This window comes from Stieleria tagensis (genome assembly GCF_024129865.1).
Lineage (GTDB): Bacteria > Planctomycetota > Planctomycetia > Pirellulales > Pirellulaceae > Stieleria > Stieleria tagensis.
In genome coordinates, this window is the sequence record NZ_JAMYFE010000079.1 from 18880 (window position 1) to 38954 (window position 20075).

The 20075-nt window shown below is 55.8% G+C and carries 14 protein-coding genes; 4 read left to right on the forward strand and 10 right to left on the reverse strand.

What is annotated here, in order from left to right:
* The first annotated feature begins 93 nt into the window (after positions 1-93).
* Positions 94-1782: an alginate export family protein gene (locus tag NHH03_RS19045; RefSeq protein ID WP_253158590.1), complete on the forward strand. Its 1689-nt coding sequence runs from the start codon at positions 94-96 to the stop codon at positions 1780-1782.
* Between the two features lie 224 nt (positions 1783-2006).
* Here NHH03_RS19045 and NHH03_RS19050 read toward each other — a convergent pair whose 3' ends face one another.
* Positions 2007-4259, reverse strand: a complete 2253-nt coding sequence (locus tag NHH03_RS19050) for a glutamine synthetase III family protein (protein ID WP_253158591.1) — start codon at positions 4257-4259, stop codon at positions 2007-2009.
* 934 nt (positions 4260-5193) lie between these two features.
* Between NHH03_RS19050 and NHH03_RS19055 the strand changes: the two genes are divergently transcribed.
* Positions 5194-5847 carry a tetratricopeptide repeat protein gene (locus tag NHH03_RS19055; RefSeq protein WP_253158593.1) on the forward strand — a complete coding sequence of 218 codons (654 nt, stop codon included), beginning with the start codon at positions 5194-5196 and terminating at the stop codon, positions 5845-5847.
* A 120-nt stretch (positions 5848-5967) separates the two neighbouring features.
* Here NHH03_RS19055 and NHH03_RS19060 read toward each other — a convergent pair whose 3' ends face one another.
* From NHH03_RS19060 to NHH03_RS19100, 9 genes are all read right to left on the reverse strand, one after another.
* A complete protein-coding gene (locus NHH03_RS19060) occupies positions 5968-7923 on the reverse strand; it encodes a MutS family DNA mismatch repair protein (RefSeq protein WP_253158595.1) in 1956 nt (651 codons plus the stop codon).
* 18 nt (positions 7924-7941) lie between these two features.
* Positions 7942-9639 carry a hypothetical protein gene (locus NHH03_RS19065; RefSeq protein ID WP_253158597.1) on the reverse strand — a complete coding sequence of 566 codons (1698 nt, stop codon included), beginning with the start codon at positions 9637-9639 and terminating at the stop codon, positions 7942-7944.
* Between the two features lie 119 nt (positions 9640-9758).
* A complete protein-coding gene (locus tag NHH03_RS19070) occupies positions 9759-10679 on the reverse strand; it encodes an EamA family transporter (protein ID WP_253158599.1) in 921 nt (306 codons plus the stop codon).
* A gap of 187 nt (positions 10680-10866) precedes the next feature.
* Positions 10867-11433 (reverse strand): hypothetical protein, encoded by a 567-nt coding sequence (locus NHH03_RS19075; protein WP_253158601.1) that lies wholly within the window; start codon positions 11431-11433, stop codon positions 10867-10869.
* A gap of 206 nt (positions 11434-11639) precedes the next feature.
* A complete protein-coding gene (locus tag NHH03_RS19080; RefSeq protein WP_253158603.1) occupies positions 11640-12224 on the reverse strand; it encodes a hypothetical protein in 585 nt (194 codons plus the stop codon).
* A gap of 145 nt (positions 12225-12369) precedes the next feature.
* Positions 12370-12759 carry a DUF3467 domain-containing protein gene (locus tag NHH03_RS19085; RefSeq protein WP_253158604.1) on the reverse strand — a complete coding sequence of 130 codons (390 nt, stop codon included), beginning with the start codon at positions 12757-12759 and terminating at the stop codon, positions 12370-12372.
* 279 nt (positions 12760-13038) lie between these two features.
* Complete coding sequence (locus NHH03_RS19090; protein WP_253158606.1) at positions 13039-15282, reverse strand: HlyD family efflux transporter periplasmic adaptor subunit; 2244 nt, start codon at positions 15280-15282, stop codon at positions 13039-13041.
* Positions 15283-15351: 69 nt separating this feature from the next.
* Positions 15352-16317, reverse strand: coding sequence for an efflux RND transporter periplasmic adaptor subunit (locus NHH03_RS19095; protein WP_253158608.1), 966 nt, complete (start codon positions 16315-16317; stop codon positions 15352-15354).
* A gap of 15 nt (positions 16318-16332) precedes the next feature.
* Positions 16333-18384, reverse strand: a complete 2052-nt coding sequence (locus NHH03_RS19100) for an efflux RND transporter periplasmic adaptor subunit (RefSeq protein WP_253158610.1) — start codon at positions 18382-18384, stop codon at positions 16333-16335.
* A 161-nt stretch (positions 18385-18545) separates the two neighbouring features.
* Between NHH03_RS19100 and NHH03_RS19105 the strand changes: the two genes are divergently transcribed.
* The gene (locus tag NHH03_RS19105; protein ID WP_253158612.1) at positions 18546-19082 is read left to right on the forward strand and encodes a hypothetical protein; all 537 of its coding nucleotides are present in this window, start codon (positions 18546-18548) and stop codon (positions 19080-19082) included.
* 49 nt (positions 19083-19131) lie between these two features.
* Positions 19132-19674 carry a DinB family protein gene (locus NHH03_RS19110; RefSeq protein ID WP_253158614.1) on the forward strand — a complete coding sequence of 181 codons (543 nt, stop codon included), beginning with the start codon at positions 19132-19134 and terminating at the stop codon, positions 19672-19674.
* Positions 19675-20075: the final 401 nt, after the last annotated feature.

A 20075-nucleotide genomic window follows, 5' to 3' on the forward strand; every position in this document is an offset into this window, starting at 1 on the left:
TTTCGTTCACTCGCTCGGGGTGACGATCGGCACTTACAAGGGTTGAGCAAAACTTTTGTTGTCACAACGAGTTTTGCGCTTGGAGGCGTACGAATGCGAAAGGGATTTCACAAACCGGCCGGATATTGGCTGGCGTCTTGCTTAACGTCGATGATCGTTGCCGGTTCTACGGGAGCGACCGAACTGCCGCATCCAGCTTCCGTGGGTGTTGCGATTGAACAACCATCGCAAGAACCGCTGCCGTTTTGGCCTGCGGAATCAGCCGTTGCGCAAGCGGCACCGATGGGTTGCGACAGCGGGTGTGACGGCCAGCCGTCTGACACATCGCTTTACCCGGCGACCATTCACCCGATGCCACGTCCAGGGATTTTCCCAATCCCGCCCAAAGGCCCAGGCTATTTTTCTGCTTGGGATCAACTGACAGGTCGGTGTCGATCCGCACCGCCCAAGTCGGGTTATGCGCCGTTCGCCATTAATGCGTGGCCCTTCTTTGATGCCGATTGGCGTTTCGTCGATGGTATCGCCCCCCGTGATCGAACACTCGTCGAGGACATGAAACGAATCCAGCTGAACAACCAGTGGATGTTCAGCACGGGAGGAGAATTCTGGGCCCGCTACTCCAGCGAAAACAACAGTCGGCTGTCACAATCGGAAAACGATTTCACGGTCAGCCATGTACGTCAATATGCAGACCTGTGGTACCAAGATCGATTGCGGATCTACGGCGAATTCATCTGGGCAGACAGTTTCGGGGAAGACTTACCGCCAGTCCCGCCCGATGTGGACCGCGGTGACATCCTGGACTTATTTTTCGATCTGAAGTTGGGTGAAGTCGCTGGAAAACCAGTCTATTTGCGGAGCGGCCGACAGGAACTTCTGTACGGATCGCAGCGACTCGTGACGCCGTTGCCCTGGGCCAACAAACGACATTCATTCGATGGCCTGAAGATCTTTCGACAAGGCGAACGCTGGGACTTCGATGCGTTCTGGACAAAATATGTACCACCGCAGGCAAACGATTTCGACACCAGCGATGACAATCAGACCTTCGCCGGTCTCTGGCTGACACAGCGTCCAAAAAAGGGCGAGGCGCGAGACCTGTACTACTTGCTATACGACAACGACAACTCCGCAAATCGCCTAGGGATCACGCGTGCTCCCTTTCAGACTCATACGTTCGGAACCCGCTGGGCAGGAGATCGCGACGGACTGCTGTGGGACGTTGAAGGCGCTATGCAATTCGGAAACCAAGGCGATCAAGATCTGGTCGCGGGAATGGGCACTGCCGGTATCGGACACCGATTCAACAATGCCGCACTCTCTCCTACCTTCTGGATGTACTACGACTACGCCAGCGGTGACGACGGATCAAGTAGTGATTCTCACACCTTCAACCAACAGTTTCCCTTTGGCCACTATTACCTGGGCTGGATGGATTTGGTCGGTCGCCAGAACATTCATGATTTGAATGCACACCTGTATCTTTACCCTTCGAAATGGACCACGGTTTGGATGCAGTATCATCGGTTCTGGCTAGATGAAAGCCAGGATGCACTCTACAACGCCGGTGGTGTTCCCTATCGTCGCGATCCGACAGGTGCCGCCGGAAATGACGTCGGTCAAGAAATTGATCTGGTGATCAACTTCCATCTGACACGCTATTCAGATGTTTTGGTCAGCTACAACAAATTGTTCGGCGGCGATTTTTTAGCGGCGACCGCAGGTCCCAACGGCAGCGTCGATGCGGACACGCTGTATTTGATCTTTCAACAGCGTTGGTAGCGTTTAATCCACTGCTTTCCACCGAGCCCCTGTGGCATACGCGTTCAGCGAGGCCGGAAGGGCTCTGGGTGTAGACTTTCCAGAGATCAGCCGCGCGCGCCCGCGTGCGGCTAGATTGCGACTTCGACTCCCCAGGGATCTGTTCATGCCATGCTCGCACCCAATTCGATCGGCGCCGGAAATCATCAGCACGCATCAAACGCTACTTTGACGACCAGTCCGAGTCACTTGATGAACAGCATTTCTTGATAGGTCGGCAGCGGCCAAATGTCATCGGCGATGATCAGCTCCAATTTGTCGACCGTTTCACGCAGCGACAACATTGACGGCAACACCGCATCACAACGATGACGGCAGGCATCTTCCGGGGCGACTGCACTGTCATCGGCGATTGCATACTCCAAGGTTGCAATTCCATCTTGCAACGATTTAACGAGCGCCGTCACTGTGTCCAATGTTTCGGTGTCAAATTCGAAACCGACAACTTTCAAATTGGCACAGGTCGACGCCAATTCGTTCTGATAGCGGATCGCCGCCGGAAAGATCATCGTGCGGGCAATGTTGACGGCCAGGTTGGCTTCGACATCCACCGTCATGCAATACTGTTCTTGATAGGTTTCCAAGCGACTGTGAAGCTCACGCGCCGACAGTACACCGTACTTGGCGAACATCTGCGTGTTTTCTGGCGAAGCCAAATGGGGCAGTGCATCAGCCGTCGTTTTCAGGTTCAACAATCCACGCTCAGCGGCCTCGCGATGCCATTCCTCCGAGTAGCCGTCGCCATTAAAAATGATTGCCGAACATTCCCCCACAATCTCGCTCAACAAGGACTGGACCGCACTATTGAGCGAATCGGGATCGTTGGCCAAGGCATCCTCCAAACGACCGGCACAGAAATCCACCGACTCGGCGATGATGGTGTTCATCGCCACCAACGGTCCTGAAATTGATTGGTTGGAACCGACCGCGCGGAATTCGAATCGATTTCCGGTGAACGCGAACGGACTGGTTCGATTCCGATCGCCGGCATCCTTGGGCAGCGGAGGCAACACATCGACACCAACCTCCAACGTCCCGCTAGGCAGGGAACTGTTGGCGCCACCGCCTTTGATCTGCTCGAAGATATCGGTCAGTTGATCCCCCAAGAAAATCGAAATGATTGCCGGCGGAGCTTCATTGGCACCCAGTCGATGGTCATTGCCGGCGCTGGCGACGACCGCCCGCATCAAATCCTGATGTTTATAAACCGCACGAATGATAGCGGCACAGAACACTAGGAATTTTGCATTGTCGTGCGGCGTGTCCCCGGGATCCAACAAGTTGCCCTGTGACGAACTTCCCAGCGACCAATTGACATGTTTCCCTGAACCGTTCACTCCGGCGAAAGGCTTTTCATGCAGCAGACAAGCCATTCCGTACTTTTCGGCAATCTTGCGCAGGGTCAGCATCATTTGCTGTTGGTGATCGGCGGCAACGTTGGCCGATTCGAACACCGGGGCGACTTCGAATTGTCCCGGTGCAACTTCGTTGTGTCGCGTCTTGACCGGGATTCCCAATTTGAACAACTCGCGTTCGGCTTCGCACATGAACGCCAAAACACGTTCGGGAATCGCGCCAAAGTAGTGGTCGTCGAACTCCTGGCCCTTGGGCGGTTTGGCACCGAACAACGTGCGACCGGCATTCAATAGATCGGGGCGGGCGTAATAGAAATTTCGATCGATCAAAAAATACTCTTGCTCCGGTCCAGCGGTCGAAGCAACAAAGGCGCCGTCGGTATGGCCAAATACTTTCAAGACGCGCTGCGCATGCTTGTTGAGCGCTTGCATCGATCGCAGCACAGGCGTCTTCTTGTCGAGCGCCTCACCAGTCCACGACACAAACGCAGTGGGAATACAGAGCGTGGTGCCATTGGGGTTTTCCAAGATATAGGCCGGACTGGTCACATCCCAAATGGTGTAACCACGGGCTTGGGACGTGACGCGAATCCCGCCACTGGGAAAACTCGATCCGTCGGGTTCGCCTTGGCAAAGCTGTTTGCCGCTAAACTCCGACAACGTACTGCCATCAGCTGTCGGTGACAGAAAACTATCGTGTTTTTCAGCCGTCGCACCGGTCAGCGGATAGAAGATGTGGGCATAGTGAGTCGCACCTTTTTCCATCGCCCAATCTTTAATTGCCGACGCAACGATGTCAGCAATCTCCGGATCAAGTTTCTCACCCGAGTCGATCGTCCGCACCAGCGATTTGTAGACACTCTTGGGCAACCGATCCTTCATCACCGACTTGGTAAACACATTCGTCGAATAGTATTCCTGGGCGGGAACATCGACGAAATTGATCGTTTGCGGACTCGCCAAACGATTGGTGACAGCGGCGACGGCGCTCCGCCGAGGCGTCGAAGCAGCACTCGTGCTGGCTCCTCCGGTCGCACCCGAGGTCTGCCCATTTTCAGACGGACTTGCAAATACAGTACTCATCAAAACTCCTGCGCCGCCGTTGGCGATCGGATGGGGGAATAAATGTCGGCTGCCTGCATCAGAGCGAAAGCACATGGCGTTCCATGACCGCCACACAACTTCGCGAAAGCTGTGCCGCTAACCCAACGGCTAGCAGAACCCCCTTCCAATGACGACCGAGGCAGCCGAGACGCCGTTATTTCACGACACTCCTCCGGACCGATTCGCAACCAGATGAGCGTCGCATCATTGTTAAGCGTTCTGCCCGATTCCGATGCCAGCGCAGTGGGCACGATCTCCGCCCCCCAGTCTCCATCGCGCAGCAGAGCGCGGCAGACGCCGGTTTAGAAAAGTCACTCTTGCCTCTGATCAGATTGATCCGATAATTGAATCGTTGATTGACACCCTGCGCGATCGCATTTGATTCTCATCACGTTTTGGCCACCCAACTGGCAAACGAATCGTCACTGACCTGATGACCCGCCGGAAACTCCCTAGCGATCTTGCACTCACAGCGATCCTGCCGCGAGGGTGCCGTATTGTCTGTCGACAGTGGCTGATCCCGGTGATTTTCGCCATTGCGATTGCCCAGTTGCCACCCTGGTCCGCCGGCACCGCTCTCAGCAACACCCGGGAAATTGCGTTTGGTACGTCGGCTGTCAGCTCTGACCACAACGCGACGCTAAACGTATGCCGTCCGGTATGCCAAAGCAGCCGAATCGCTGAGAACCCTTTCGAGCCACTGTCACCAGCGGATTTCGACGCTGCGTTCGTCTCCAGACGGGAACTCATTCGGTTTCATTTCCGTCACAGGCTCGCCAGCGTCAAGCCAACAGCGGTTGAGCCAACCACGCTCGTGGACATGCAGGTGCGATTGCAGATTTAGACAGATCGATGTTTTCGATTTCGATCTGTTTCCAACCTTGCAATTGCTCCCTTCTAAACGAGTCAACCGATGTCTATGCGCGCCAAGAACCACGCCACCAGAAATCCCCTCTCTGCTCCATCAAAGTTTCCCAAACAACGCTCGACCACCACGGCACCCTCACTGCCCGCAGCGCTGACCCGGTCCGCCAGCCTGATCAGAAAAGGCGACTACCAATCAGCGGCAAAACTACTGCAGTCGTCCGGCAACGGAACATCAATTCGCAACACACTGGGTGTTTGTTTGATGCGGCTTGGCCGCTACGACGAAGCACTGGTGGTTTTCCGCCAGTTTGTTTTGGCGGCGGGAAACATCAGCGAACGATCTGATATCAGCAATCTGTGCAAACGCAACTTTGCCATGGCATTGCTTTTGAATGGGTCTCCGAGTGGTGCATTGACTGTATTGGCCGAAATGCGAGAACCCGATCAGCCGGTGACAGTCCGCATCTACGAAACGATCCAGGCCTGGGAGCGGTCCCTGTCCTGGCTGCGGCGACTGGACTGGAAACTGAACCGAATCGAACCCGCTCGATGCCGGATCCCGATTGATTTTGAACCCGGGGAGTTCGACTTTGAGTGCGGTGAGGACGTCACGGGTCCACCCACTGTTTCCGTTGGCAATTCTGGCTCTCCCGACAATCCGGTGCCAGTATTACAGGCAACCTTTAGCCAAATAGACTGACGCGGCTGCGCAGTGGGTATCGTGGCACAGTGGCGTGACGGCGTTCGCCCGAACGCCAAGCGGGCAACGCCCCCTCGGGCCAGTGCCACTTCACGCACAGTCACCGTCTTCTCGTCGCCCTCACAAGCCGACAATTTCCAACAACCGCAGCGCGTTGGTTGTCGGGCTAACACCCTGGCGCATTTGGTAGTCGAAGGTCATTTGTTCGTGGCCATCGGCATCGGGATGAATGGTTTCGCGAAAATGCACGATCTCGGAAACCGCTTGCAGTTCTGGTTCGTCGGCAAGTTCCAAATCATGTGTGCTGATGGCACCGATTGCACCGCAATCGATCAAATGACGCAACACCTGAGTCACCGCGATTTGGCGTTCCCGCGAGTTGGTGCCCTGCAGAATTTCGTCCAACAGGAACAGCGAGACTCGGTGCGGATCATCGGCCAGGGCACGGGCGCGATCGACAACGCCTTTTAACCGCTGCAACTCGGCCATGTAAAACGAAACGCCTTCGGCCAAATTATCGCGAACGCGAATACTGGTCGCCAACTCGATCGATGGCAGTTCCAACTGTGTCGCACAAACCGGGGAACCGGCCCCTGCCAACGCCACGTTCAACCCGACACTGCGCAACATCGTGCTCTTTCCCGACATGTTGCTACCGGTGACCAACAACACCGTCCCGGCCGGACCGATCGAAACGTCATTGCACACCCGTGCAGAATCGCTCAGCAACGGATGGCCCAACCCTGTCGAACGAAAATTCCCCGAGCTGGATTCGGTCGACCAACTGGGAAACACCCAGGTCGGGTTTTCGTCGCAAACCGCCGCCAAAGACATCAGTGCCTCGAGTTCGCCAAAGGCATCAAACCAACCGGGGACCGAGTCACGATATTCCCGTTGCCACTGCTCCAGTTTTGCCAACACACGAACGTCCCACAGCGCGAAGGCCTGCAGCGGCAAATACAACAAGAATGTCGACGCCGAGGAACGCAGCGCCCCCAGCGTGGCGACATGCTGCAGAGCATTCATCCCCTGACGCGCCGAATGCGTGGGATCATCCAGCAATACATCCTGAAGATGCTGCAATCGGCCACCCGGTTTTCGCCCCGCGAGTTCGACCGCCGGTACCTGATCGTCTTTCAACCATTCGGCTGCCGAAAAAAGTTCTCGATACTGGTCGACTGAATCGCGACTGGACATCGCAACCGAAAAAATCTGATGCACCGGGCCCAGCATCACGCTGGTGATCACCATGTTGGTCAGCATGATGATGACCAAAACCGCAAGTGCGATCTGGGCCACCAAGGTGGGGACGACTCCAAACCGAGAAGCCACCAACACGACCAGGGCCAGCGCGGCAAGCACCGCGGTCAGATTGGCCAGCGACAGCACCCAACGATTCTTGTCCAACCACGATTCGCCTTGTGTCCAACGAATGAATTCGTCGGGATCACCGGTCCCTGATCCGACATGCGAAGCCAACGAGTAGAATCGAAACCGTTGCTCTCGGCGCGGTGCCAATCGCTTGATCGCCGCGCTGCGATCGACGGCAATTTCCGCATCCGCTGTTCCGGTCAGCCAGCGGGCCAAGGTCCGCACACCGATTGTCGTCCCAGCCATCGACACGAACTGAAAAAGCGAGCTCTTGCCCAATAGATCCAAGTCGTCCGCCACATCTTTTTGATGCTCGGCCAATTCAACCGTCTTCAATTGTTTGCGGGCGGCGCTCCATTCCAATGCATCCCAGTCCCGCTGCAGGCGCGCGATCAAACGCTTGGTCACCTTGGTGGACTCTTGTTCCTGCAGCATCGCGTCGCGAACCGGTTCATTTAAGATCGCGGCGATTAAGAACGCGACGAACAGGGCCGCTCCGACCAGCCACACGACGATGCCAGCTTCCGCGAAAAATGCAAACGACAACACCAGCAACGCGGCTGCGAACAACACCAGCCGGACCATTGCATAGCTGCCGTCACGGGCCCGCAATTGCCCCAGTCGCTGCTCGGACGCCTGGAGCAATTGTTGGTAACGTGTCGCCGCGGAATCATCCAAACGCTGACTCGACTGAGAATCTGCCATTGTCGCTTTAATCGCTTTCTAAACCGTCTGAATTCCACCGGCCGAATCGGACCGGCCGACATCCGACCGGCGCGGGGTGTTGTAAGATCCGCGGTGAACCACTTTGAGCGCGACCCGGTCTTGCAGATTGGGGCGAAAGATCGTCAGCAGCAGAAGGGGCAAGAACCAGGCGATGTACAAACCACCGCCATAGCCGTGCCAGAATTGCGCCGCCACCATCACCGCTGCCGAACAGCCGATCAGTGTGCCAAGGTTCTTGGGTGAAGGCCAGGCGGCAAACAGCGAGCACAAGATGCCAAACGCGACAATCACCGGCAGACGCCAGCGGGGATCCCAACCCAATCCCCAGATGCCGCGCGGCTGCATCGTCGGTACAAACAGACCGAACATGCGGCGAAAATGGTCGAGCAGTGATTCGGTACCGCCGATGCTAAGCAGTAGTACCAGAACCGCCAATGTCGCGATCACACTGATCGCAAACCGACGGACACCACGCTGCCAGTAGAAACTGCACCACAGCGGCAACAGGAACAGCGGGTAATAAACCAAACCAGCCGCCAAACCCAGGAAGATTCCTGCGATCACCGGACGCCGGTACGTCAAAATCGCCCATAACAACAGCGCCGCCGGCAACGCATGATCAACCCGCCCGGTCATCTGCGCCGTGTAGGGCAACATCAAATACAGCAGCGCGCAACCGACCCCGGCGCGCAAATTTCCGAAATGGCGGTTTCCGATCAAGACGATGCCCACGATGATCGCTAGGTGAGCGGAAATCACCAGGACTTTGGCCAGGATCGTCCAACTGCGTTTGCCCAAATCCAATTCGTCGGCCGTCGCCGGTTCCTCGCCCGCCACCGCTTGGCTAATCGGTCGCGTTGTGATCGTCGGCAACCGGTGCATCAGCGCGTATCCCGGTCCCAGTTCAGGTCCCTGCCAAACACGCATCCGCGGCGTGCTGGTGGCAACGTTGGCCATCATAAAAATGAACAACGAAATACTGATGAAATACATCCCGCCGACAGTCAGATTGGGGTCCAGCAGTGGGCGTCGGACCATCAGCGGATCGATCAACAAGCGGACCAAAATTAACATTTCGATCACAAACAACATGATGAATCCACGGCGCTGCAACCCTTTGGCCCTCAGCTCGGCATCGGTTTCGGTTTGATCCGGATCCAAGGTTGTCGCCTCAAGCCGCTCGTCAAGCGCTCGGGGATTGGTCACCAGTGGCAGATTCGCTTCCTCCTGGATCGTCGGCTGGACCGATTCCCCGTTGGCTTCGGTCACAGGGTCGGACACCGATTCCGGCGAGGCTGTTTCGCGTGGCTGCGATGGGACAGCTGGCCCATCAGTGTCGTCGGCAGCTTGCAGGTTGGTGGCGTTCAACCCGACCAGCAGCGTAGCGGCTGCTGACAACGACGGTGGTTGATTCGCCTGATCGCGCAGCGGCGTCGGCAGAATGTGCCCTTCACTGTACGGTTCGAGCTGTTGTTTGACCGCGATTTCCCCGGTCTCCATCTCGCGCTGATGTCGGCGACGGCCCTCATGCACCATCAATAACCCTGGTGCTAGCAAAATAAGCAGCAAGATGTCCAGGTTCCGTACGCTCCAGAAGCGATGGAACACAAAGAACAACCCGATCGTTAGAAACGATGACAGATAGACCCAGGTCGTGGGGTCTGGCCGCTTGTAGTAAAGCAGAAACTCGCTCATGGGACGTTAATGGCGGCGTCCTACCGCCCGCCTTGGTCAAACCCGTTGGAAGAATCGCGGCAAAAGTCGTTCCAGTACAATCGGTCTAGCATAGAGTGGCGATGCCAGCGTGAAAACCACTAGGACTTCCAGGTCAGCAACACGACCCCGACCAAAATCACCGCAACACAGGCCGCTTTGGCGCGAAAATTAGCTTCGCTAAGGGCTTTGGCCCCGAAACCCAGTGCGATCACGACACTGCACCGCCGCAGTACCGAAACGATCGAGATCATCGCGTCGGGATCCGACAAGGCATCGAAATAAAACAGGTCTGCCACGATCAATAGCGGGCTGACCAACGCGATGCTGTGACGCCACTGAAAATTCTGGCCGTGGCGTCCGAGTCGCTGCGGCGAATCATTCCAATACCACCAACAAGCCAATGGCAGCATCACCGGGACCAGGTAGAGGGTGAACCAAGCTTGTAGCGTGACCGGCGGAAATGCGGCGTACTGCAACAACCATTTGTCGTAAATCGAGCAACAGGCTCCCAGCAGGGTCGCCAGCACCATCCAGGTGACCGAGCGGTTGCGGGTGAACTGGATGCCCTCGCGGCGACCGACAAGCGTGAATCGCCAAAATCCGATCAACACCACGGCGATCCCCAGCCACTGCAGTGGAGCCGGCCGCTCACCAAAAAATAGGATGGCGATCAGAATGGTCCACAACGGGCTGGTCGCGCGAATCGGTGCTCCGATCGACAACGGCAAATGCTTTAATGCCGTAAAGGCAAACGTCCATGACGCGCCCACCAATATACTTTTGGCAGCGATCAACGCGTGACGCTCCCATGACAACGGCTGGACGACAAAGAATTTCCAGCCGATCGAATCGGGATCCCAATGAGACCAAATGATCAGCGGAAGATAGATCAGTGCGCCGATCGAAACGGTCAGCAGCAACACGATCGGCACCGCGTTGCCACGCACCGACCATTTCTTGGCGCCATCATAAAACCCCAACAGGATCGCCGAGACGATGCTCAACAGAATCCAGTTCATTGGCGATGTGCTGTGGATGGAGGTCGAAGTTGGGAGACGGATCCGTCGTGTTGCCAAAAACCAATGCCCACGCGAAAGCGCAACTCCCTTCACGCGTCGGACTGGGACAGCCGTCAATAAAAAACGGCACGGCCAATGATCATTGGCCGTGCCGCTGAAAGGTTTCAACAGTGAAAGGCAAGATGCCTTAGTTAAGCATCTTTTTGACTTCGCCCATCACGGCAGCGACGTCAACTTTTTCGGCTTTGTCGAACGAGTGTGAAGCGATGACTTCACTTTCGTTGGCAACGATGATTGTGACCGCTGCGTCTTTGGCAATTTTGTAGCTGGTGGGGCCGGTGACATTGTCTTGAGCGACAACGACGGGAACGTTTTTAGCGCCCGAGGCTTTGGCGAACTTAGCCGCATTCTCTTTCAGTGCCGACGCGTCTTCACCGATCAAGGTGACAAAACTTTTCAGCTGAGCTTCTTTGTTGGCACCAACGGCCGAATCAAGTTCTTTGACCAATTGGTCCACTTTGCCACCGGTGTCACGGGCAAATACCATCACCATCGGTCGCTTGCCGTACTTGCATCGATAGCACAATTCTTGGCCATTTTCGACGCCATCATCTTCGGCACCGGCAACTTTGGTGACGTAAAAGGCACCGATCGCGTCGCCCGATTTCAGGCATTCGGTGGCGGTATCTGCAGCCGAAACGACCGAACCGAACATCATTCCGAGAACTGCGACCGACATAATCAAACGAGTCATGCGTGGTATCTCCAACATTGTGGAAAGCGAATAGGGGGGGACTTGCACGAGGTCTGATCGACAGACCACTTGGAGGGAATAGGCAAAACGCCCGGGGGCCCGCCAACGTGTGGGGCATTATCGCGGGCGATCAAGCCCGAGGGTAGTCCCACAGGGGAAGCTTTCGCCCTGACAGACCAAAAACCCCCTTTTACGGTAACACCCGTTCAGCCCCGTCCGCGTTCGAGCAAAACAATCATCAGCAATGCCATCAAAGACCGCAGTTCGTCGTCCTCGGGCATGTCGCTGAGCTTGTCCAGCACAAATTTGCCTTCGAAAACAGCCGGTTTCTTGGTCAATCGCAACAATGGCGTGCCATCGGGGCGCGAGACGATGTAGCTGGGGTTCAGCAAATAAACCGCCGCCAAGCCGATCACCGGGATCTCGCCAAGCAAACTTTCCAAAACTTTCTTCATCGGACTTTCTTCGTGGATCTCCATGTCCACCTGGCCGTCCTGCATCACCTGGTAGTGCGCTGCCCACAGCGATCGCATGCCTTTGCGACGCACCGATCCCCACTCGTTTCCCGAGGCATCGGTGAAACTGTAGTTGGCCGAAAAATCGATCACCCGGTCGGCTTCGATGCGGAACATTAATTGTGATTGATTCTGGTCGTTATAGATTTCGACCTTCTCTTTCAACTTAAACATCTTCTGCTTGATGAACATCAAAATATTGCCTGACGCATCGCGGGCAACAATTCGCTGGCCAAACGTCAGCAGTTTGAAACTGAGCTGCAAAGGGTATTGCATCGATCGGAGCTCGTACCGGGAGAGAAGTGAATGCAAAAGTTGTTCGATTTGTTGTAACCGATCAAACACAAAAAAACCGCGTGCAGCTTGAAAGCGGCACGCGGTTTATTGGATTTCAAACAATTTGTCGTCCAAAGACGACAGCTTACTTTTTGTCTGCAGCAGGCGCCGCGGGAGCTTGCTGTTGCTGTGCCAATCCGGGACGGACCCGTTTGTTGATGTCCGTTTCCAACACACCGAAGACGGCTTCGTGACGCGCGATCGACATCTGCAATGCAGCCAACAGACGTTTGGCGGTGAAGAAGTTCACGATGATTCGTTGTTTGACTTCGATCGGATCTTTGGGCACACCGATCGGTTGTGGGTTCAGACCGAAATCGACGATCAACTCTTCCGGTGAACCGGTGACGCGACAAAAGTTCGCGTAGGTTGCCAATGCATTGTCGTCATTGACTTGGACTTGGACCGGTTGTTGTGTCTGAGCTTGTGCGGCCGGAGGTGCTGCAGCGTCAGGTTTCTTGGTTTCATCAGCCATCGAAGGGATTTCTCCACAAGGGGTTAAGGTCGCGATCGAAGCCAAGACGTTTCGGCGAGATCACTAAAAACAGGGAAACGGTACGGCCAATTGGGGATTTCAAGGTTTGCGATGCTGCCGATGGGGAATCGTGAACAGACACAAAATCAGAAAAAAACGAATTGGCAGGGAATTTGGACTCAGGTTTCAATCCAAGCAGCGGAGTGCGTGAAAAGAGGAAAAACAATCGCTGGCGTAGAAGTGCTCCATCGGCCAGACGACACAAGTTGCATGACCGAACTAAAACTCGAAATTGAAGGTTTGTGAAATCACGCGCCATAATCGTTGCCCCAACGATTTGGGGTCGACATGCACTTTGGCGCTGCCTCGATATCCCGGCCGCATCGGCAGATCGGTCGGCAGTACTTTCAGCGGCACGCGAGCTTGATAGGTCACGCTGCGTGGTTTGACCTGGCCGGTGGCCGGATCGATTTCGGTTTGCAGATCGCTGCCGGTTTGACTGGACATCGACGTCGACGTCATCCGCAGCGGTTCGCGAGATTTCTCGCTGATCTCACCCGAGAACGTCTCCAACCGCCGGGAATCCAATTTCATGTCCACGGTTTGGCCCTCGCGGACCAATTGCACGTCGCCCTGATCGATTGCCAGAATCGCCTCGAAATCGTCTTCGTCACCAATTTCGCACAACAGATCCTCGGACGTTAACATCGCGCCACGATTGTAGGTGTCCAGCGGAGAACCGGACCAGGTTGGCAATTGCCCGTCGCCGCTATCGCGATGGGGACGGCGCGGCGGCGGAATCACCACGCCGCTGATGGGCGAAACAATCGTCAGTCGATCGATTTCAATTTGAGTCTTTTTCTTCATCTGGCGGACCGAGTCCAAAATCTCCTGCTGGGTTTCCAACTGCCCGGCCAAACTGCGATCGCCGAACATTCGCTTGCCCAGATTTTCCAGCTGAATGTTCGCCACCGCCTCCTCGATCTTTAGATCCTGCATTCGCATTTCCAGATCAGGATTTTTCAACAATGCGATGGTATCGCCGGCAGCGACCCGCTGGCCCGGCGAGACGGTTTTGATGATCTGGCCGGAACTACCCGCATACACCCGCCCGGCCTCGGTCGGCCGAATTTCAAAGGCGCAATCAACGTGGTGCGGCAGCGGGATGTAGCAGACCGCCGAAGCAACCGCCGCCGCGATGGCCAATGAGATCGCCACATTTAATCGTTTCACTTTTGAAAGTCTCCCAGGAGTTCGACAGAACTTCCATGTTTGAATCACGGGTTGAGCCACCAAGCCCGCAAAACCGACGATCGCGACCATTCGCCCGATCACTTCTAGTCCATAGGGTTCGAGCACTTTGATCACGAACCAGCAAATCGAAAACACAACCACCCAGCGATAGATCACGCTGGCGATCGTGAACATGGCAAACCAAATCCGCCCCCGCGTCGGCAGAAACGGATCGTCTTGCAGTTCCAAACCCAAACATGTTTTTTGAAACCATCGCTTCAGCACTTCGGTGCTCTTTTGTCGAAGATTGGGGATCTCCAACATGTCCATCAAAATGTAGTAACCGTCGAAACGCAGCAGCGGGTTCCCGTTGACCAACACGGTGCTGACGACGTTCAAAAACATCATGTTCAAACACAAATCGTTCAGCGTCGTCCCGGATTCGGTAAAGAACCAAACGAACGCTGCTAACGACGCCAAAATCATTTCCACATAGATCCCGCCGGCGCCGATCCAAACGCGTTTCCACTTGTTGGGCAACATCCAAGAATCGGACACGTTGCAATACAAGCAGGGAGTGAACACCAACAACATGAATCCGATTTCGTGGCATTCGCCGCCGAATTTCTTGCAACTCAATCCGTGTCCGAATTCATGCAGCACTTTGACGATGCCCATCGTCGCAGCCAAAATAATCCAGCGGTCGGCAGCAAAAAACTGCTGGAACGTTGGCAATCTTGCATAAACGGTTTCGTACTGCGTCGCCAACAACATTGACGCACAGATCATCAACCCGATGAAAAACAGCAATGCCGGGACGGTGAACACCCACCCCAACCATGGCAAGATCGCATTCAGGATTCGCTCGGGATCAAAGCCACGAAATCGCAATGCAAAGACGTTGGTGAATTTCCCCATCGTCTCTTTGTTCTTTTTCTTGCGACCGCGATGCCGCAATGCCTTGCCTTGACCCGGCGAATTACTGATCACCAATCCGCTGCGGTGCAGCATGCCGATGAACTGCTGCAAGTCGCCGAAGGTGATCTTTTGCGGCGCGAAACGTTGTTCGAAACCGTCTTTGATCTGTTGCAAACTGACATGCCCGTCCAGCATGTTCAGAATGAAATACTCCTCGTCATGAAAACGAAAGTATTGCAGCCCCACCGGTTCTTTGATCACCCAATACCCGGTCCCTTGATAGCGGTGTCGACTGGACACCAAATCAGGACGCTTGCGCACGGTGAGTGCACGAGACGAACTGCTAACAAGGGATTCGGCAAGAGTAGCCATAGGGTTTCAAAAATCTCAGAACCGGCGAATCGACGTTCGTAGAACCACAGGGAGGCGTGTTAAAAAAGGTTACGGCGTCGAGGGACTGATCTGCAACGTCGCGGCCATCCCGGGCATGATCAGCCAACCGTCTCCGACACGTTCGTTCACAACTCGAACCCAGATACGATGCCGTTGCTTGAGGTCAAGTTCCGTGCTGACGTAATCAATCACGCCATTAAATCGTTTTGTCACCGGTCGAGTACTCGAACCACCGACGGTGACCAGGACTTCCACCGGAGCACCTCTGCTGACCTGGCCGGCATAGTTAAGAGCGTCGATGAACCCTTCGACCCGCACTTCATCCATCTGCACGAGTTCCACGATCGGGCTGCCCGGTTGCACCCATTCACCCAACTGGGCGACCCGTTTTTCGACGAAGGCATCAAAATCCGCCCGAATGGTGCGCATCTCGATGTCGGTTTCCGCCAATTCACTGCCGATCTGTTTGCCTAAATACTCGGCCATCGCGGTGTCTTCATTCAATTCGGCCAACGTGATTCGCAATTTCGCGCGATCCGCTTCGGCCTGCTTCTTGCGCATCTCCCAATAGGGTGCGGCGCCTTTTTCATACAACTCGTCGTACGTCTTGGCCTCCGCCGCTGCGATCTCCTCGCTAGCGATTGCGTCCCGTTTATTGACGTCGTTTTGGGCGTTCAGCTTGGCGACCAACTCTTCGGCCTTTTTCATCCGCAGTGCCAATCGAGCCTGCTTGGCATCGACCACGGCGATGACATCGCCCTTTTTGATCGTCATGCCCTCTTCGACTTTTAACTCGGTCAGTTTGCCTTGAGATTCCGATGGCACCTGAGTCTTGTTGATGTAACGCACCATACAGCCCTCCACCAATACCCCGTCCTGGTTGCTGGTGGTCGATGGCAATGTCGACAGCGATGGCGACGCACCGGTCTGTGCCACTGCGGGCGCGACTTCAACGGCCAGAGCGAGCAACAGCCCGACACAACTGCCGATCAGAAATGCATTTTGTTTAAACATCTGACGATTCGTTGATTAAAAGAAGAACTTGCAAAGCCATTCGTAGATTTCATGGAAGAACACAAAGCCGCTCGAAGCCCGTCCACAATGGACTTTGGCAATCACCGAAGCCCCCGGACTGGGCGATAATTCGAGGAGCGGTTTCTGATCCGGCAGCGCTTCCATTTCGATCACTGCCCCATGTTCATCGTGCGTTTCGGCGCGATGTGAAATGTTGGCAATCGGCAACGTCGCATCCAACGAGTCCATTGTCGGATCGGTGGCCAAGATATAGGTCACTGTCAAATCCGACGCCTCACCGACCTTTTTCAAATACGTGTCCAAGTGACCCTCACGCTTCTCGGGCAACTCCAACTTCAGCGAGTACGGCTTGGACAGGTCAGCAACCTCCATCAACACCTGACCGGTCATGATCGGTCGGCTACGTAGTGTTTCCTCGACGTCCCAGGTCGTGACCACGCCATCAATCGGCGATCGAATGGTCAGCTGTGCCTCACGCGCTTTTTGCAGCTCGAGCTTTTTCTTTAACGAAACAAGCTTGGTCTCCAACTCGAACTCCTGCCCCTGCAGCGCCCGCATGTCGGCCGGCTCAAGCTGACCGAACTGCTGACCTTTGACTTTTCGTAGCTCGGCCAACGTGGTCTGCAACTGGCCCTGAAGCTCTTCCAATTGAATGTCGATCTGTGGATTGCGCAGTCGCACCAGCGGTTGGTCTTGAGTGACTTTGCTGTTTCGTTGGACCAATACCTCGATCACTTCGCCATCGATCGCGGCAAACACCTGACGACGAATCGTGGGTTCCAGGGTTCCTTCGGCTGACAGATTGAAATCCTTTTGAACCAGTGTCAGCCCGACCACTGCGGCGGCAATCAAGGCGACGATGCCCAGGGTCTTGGGTAGTGTTCGCGCCCGCAAAATCCAGGTCGCACGGCCCAATGCTCGCCAGAGAGGCATCAAGAACAAATTGCTATGCGCCTGCGAATTGGCAATCGCTCGTGCTCCGTGCTCGTAAACCAAATCGCATCGTTGGCGAAAAATGGCCTGTGGGATATCGGTTTCGATCTGCTCGACGATCAAAGCGCCGATGACTTCCCCGCGGTGCGCGTCGTCACGATCGATCTCGCCCGCCGCTCCACTTTCCTCTTCCGCACCTAACTTGCGCTGCGGACCACGCAGCGGCAGCACGGCAATGTTTCGTCCATACGACTGGTCGACGTAATCCTCCAACGCCTCTTCGATCTGAGGCGGCAAATCCTCCGTCGCCCCGTCGTGATACAACGGTTCGCCAGCCGCACACACACGTGTCGCCAGTTTGTTCAGCGCCGAAACAATATTGGAACGGTTTTCGATGGTGTCTTGACCGCTGATCGCTTCGACCACGCACTTGCGGCCCTTTTTGATCGCCACGCTCACGCGATCACAGCCGATCAAGCGACGCCCCTCGTTGGCGATGACAAAGGCGGTCTCTTTTAGATCCAGTGATTCGTGCGCCGCACGTGCGAAGGAGTCGGCCTGTTGCCACAGCGTTTGCCGATCACCCAACGAACGTAGTTTTTGACTGCGCAGCCACTCCGCCGCCAGCGAACACATCTGTTCCAAAAACCGCAGGTAGCCACGCTGCGTTTCCGGAGCCGTGTCAGGCCGCTGAAAGACTTCGATCAAGCCGTCGCTGTGCCCGTCATGGGCCAGCGCCCCTAAGACCAATAGATAACGGGTCGGGTTGCCCTCGGCATCGCCATCGGTGGTGCCACTGTAAGGCGGAACCAACAAGGATTGGCCCGCATTGGCCGCGCGGCTGATCAGCCGCGAGTGACGGACCGCATCATCGCTGTCGGGCGACAAGATCGACGGCTCGGCATTGATCTGGTATTGCAGCTTCAGTTGCTTGTCGTCGTCCAACAGCCAGATCGCTCCACCGGCAGCGGCCAACGCTGTGATCACCCGGCCCAGCAATTCCGGATAGAACTCTTCAGCGGTCGCTCCACTCTTGGCGAGCGCCGCAATCTCATTGACCAAGCCTCGAATCTGAGCCTTGGTTTCTTCGACGGTTTGTTGATTGACCGACATAGATCAGAAGGGGAACGGCGGTAAGGAACAGACAAAACGCAGGTTGTCTGGGGACAGTACTGAAATCGAAGCCCTGTTTCCACGTCGACCTTGACATCATGCATCGGTTTCGGCGATTCGACTCGACAGTTTATACAGTTTGTATATGATTGTCTACACAAATGGATCAACGACCTTCCCAGCCGACCGACGACGATGCCACCGGGGACACACCCGCTGTGGGGAAAACCCCTGTTTCGCCGTCTTTGCCAGCAAATCCAGCTGGACAATCTCCGCCTGACGAGGCCTCTACCAAGGCGATACTGGGTGATCTAAACCGCAGTCTGAACCGGCTGCAGCGCGAAATCCGCTTGGCGATCCAAGCCGAACTGGGGCAAATGGCGGGGCGTTCACTGGGATCACTAGAGGCCAATCGCGAGTTGGCCCACTCGATCCAGACGATGCTGGACAGTCATGGTTTGCGTGTCCGTTGCAATCAGTGCGACCAGCCGGCGATCTTGCGAGTCTCGCCGCGGTCGGGCGCGACAGCGGGGGTGTTTGTGTTTGACCACACGATTGACGGGCGTCGGACGTTCCACGGCGGGCGGATCGCGTTGCCGGAAATCCGCTTGGTTGCGAAACCGGCTCGCCAACCACGTGGCAAAAACAACAGTTCGGCAGCAACTGAACGAACACCGAACAAGAAGAAAACGGGGTAGGATGCTGTCGGGCTGGGGTTTACTAACGTGGGTTTGTTATCATTCCCGCATGAACCAAACCAATCCCACCTTACCGTCGGCCGACGCGGCAGCCGCAATGCTGAGCGCGGCGATCGGCCAAATCCGTTTCGCCCGCGACTACACCCTGCAGTTACTCGACGCCACGCCGACTGAGCACTGGTACACGATTCCAGCCGGTTTGCCATCGAACTTGGCTTGGCAGGTCGGACACCTGACGGTCAGCCAATACGGATTGCTGATGTTTCGTCTGCGCGGCCGCCAACCGGAGGATCTGGAGTTGATTCCCGGCAAGTTCCGCAAAGCCTATGGACGGAGCTCGATTCCCAATGCCGATCCAGCAGGCCAACCCACACCGGAAGCCCTGAAAGAGCGGCTCAACCGAGTCTTTGAATCGAGCCTCGAAGAACTCGATCGCGTCAGTATCGAAACGCTGTTTGAGGCGGTCGACATGCCCTACGCGGTGTACCCGATCAAATTGGGCGCCGTCCTGTTTTGTCCGCTACACGAACACATTCACGCCGGGCAAATCGGACTGCTTCGCCGCGCCCTGGGGCTGGACCCGGTCCGCTAGCCCGGCAGCGCCAGCGTGCAAAACAATACCGTTGGCTCCTGACCAGACGCGTTCGTTTTGGAACTGCGTTTTTGCATGACGGCATTGGTTGTTGGTAACCCGAAGCGTCAGCGAGGGATCCCGTTGACACCCTGAATCCCTCGCTGACGCGTATTGAAGTTGCGCTTATGCAATTCACTCTCCCGCTTGGAGGTCGTGCAGCTTTGCTCACGGTTCAACAAGGTGGGGGTTTGCAGGGTGAGGTTGAACAATCGCCTCACGTCTTGAGCTAGCACGAGCAGGCCTGTCTCCGCAGCGGCACGCCAGCGGCCGCAACCGTGGAAAACCATGTGGCGAAGTTTTTGACTCTGGTTGCGGTCTCATTACGCCAACGGCGTTCGACAGCTTAGCCTAGGGTCAGG

Excerpts from the sequence above, each read along its gene's own strand:
- NHH03_RS19045 (WP_253158590.1), top strand. The coding sequence starts at position 94 with ATGCGAAAGGGATTTCACAAACCGGCCGGATATTGGCTGGCGTCTTGC.
- NHH03_RS19050 (WP_253158591.1), bottom strand. The coding sequence starts at position 4,259 with ATGAGTACTGTATTTGCAAGTCCGTCTGAAAATGGGCAGACCTCGGGT.
- NHH03_RS19055 (WP_253158593.1), top strand. The coding sequence starts at position 5,194 with ATGTCTATGCGCGCCAAGAACCACGCCACCAGAAATCCCCTCTCTGCT.
- NHH03_RS19060 (WP_253158595.1), bottom strand. The coding sequence starts at position 7,923 with ATGGCAGATTCTCAGTCGAGTCAGCGTTTGGATGATTCCGCGGCGACA.
- NHH03_RS19065 (WP_253158597.1), bottom strand. The coding sequence starts at position 9,639 with ATGAGCGAGTTTCTGCTTTACTACAAGCGGCCAGACCCCACGACCTGG.
- NHH03_RS19070 (WP_253158599.1), bottom strand. The coding sequence starts at position 10,679 with ATGAACTGGATTCTGTTGAGCATCGTCTCGGCGATCCTGTTGGGGTTT.
- NHH03_RS19075 (WP_253158601.1), bottom strand. The coding sequence starts at position 11,433 with ATGACTCGTTTGATTATGTCGGTCGCAGTTCTCGGAATGATGTTCGGT.
- NHH03_RS19080 (WP_253158603.1), bottom strand. The coding sequence starts at position 12,224 with ATGCAATACCCTTTGCAGCTCAGTTTCAAACTGCTGACGTTTGGCCAG.
- NHH03_RS19085 (WP_253158604.1), bottom strand. The coding sequence starts at position 12,759 with ATGGCTGATGAAACCAAGAAACCTGACGCTGCAGCACCTCCGGCCGCA.
- NHH03_RS19090 (WP_253158606.1), bottom strand. The coding sequence starts at position 15,282 with ATGGCTACTCTTGCCGAATCCCTTGTTAGCAGTTCGTCTCGTGCACTC.
- NHH03_RS19095 (WP_253158608.1), bottom strand. The coding sequence starts at position 16,317 with ATGTTTAAACAAAATGCATTTCTGATCGGCAGTTGTGTCGGGCTGTTG.
- NHH03_RS19100 (WP_253158610.1), bottom strand. The coding sequence starts at position 18,384 with ATGTCGGTCAATCAACAAACCGTCGAAGAAACCAAGGCTCAGATTCGA.
- NHH03_RS19105 (WP_253158612.1), top strand. The coding sequence starts at position 18,546 with ATGGATCAACGACCTTCCCAGCCGACCGACGACGATGCCACCGGGGAC.
- NHH03_RS19110 (WP_253158614.1), top strand. The coding sequence starts at position 19,132 with ATGAACCAAACCAATCCCACCTTACCGTCGGCCGACGCGGCAGCCGCA.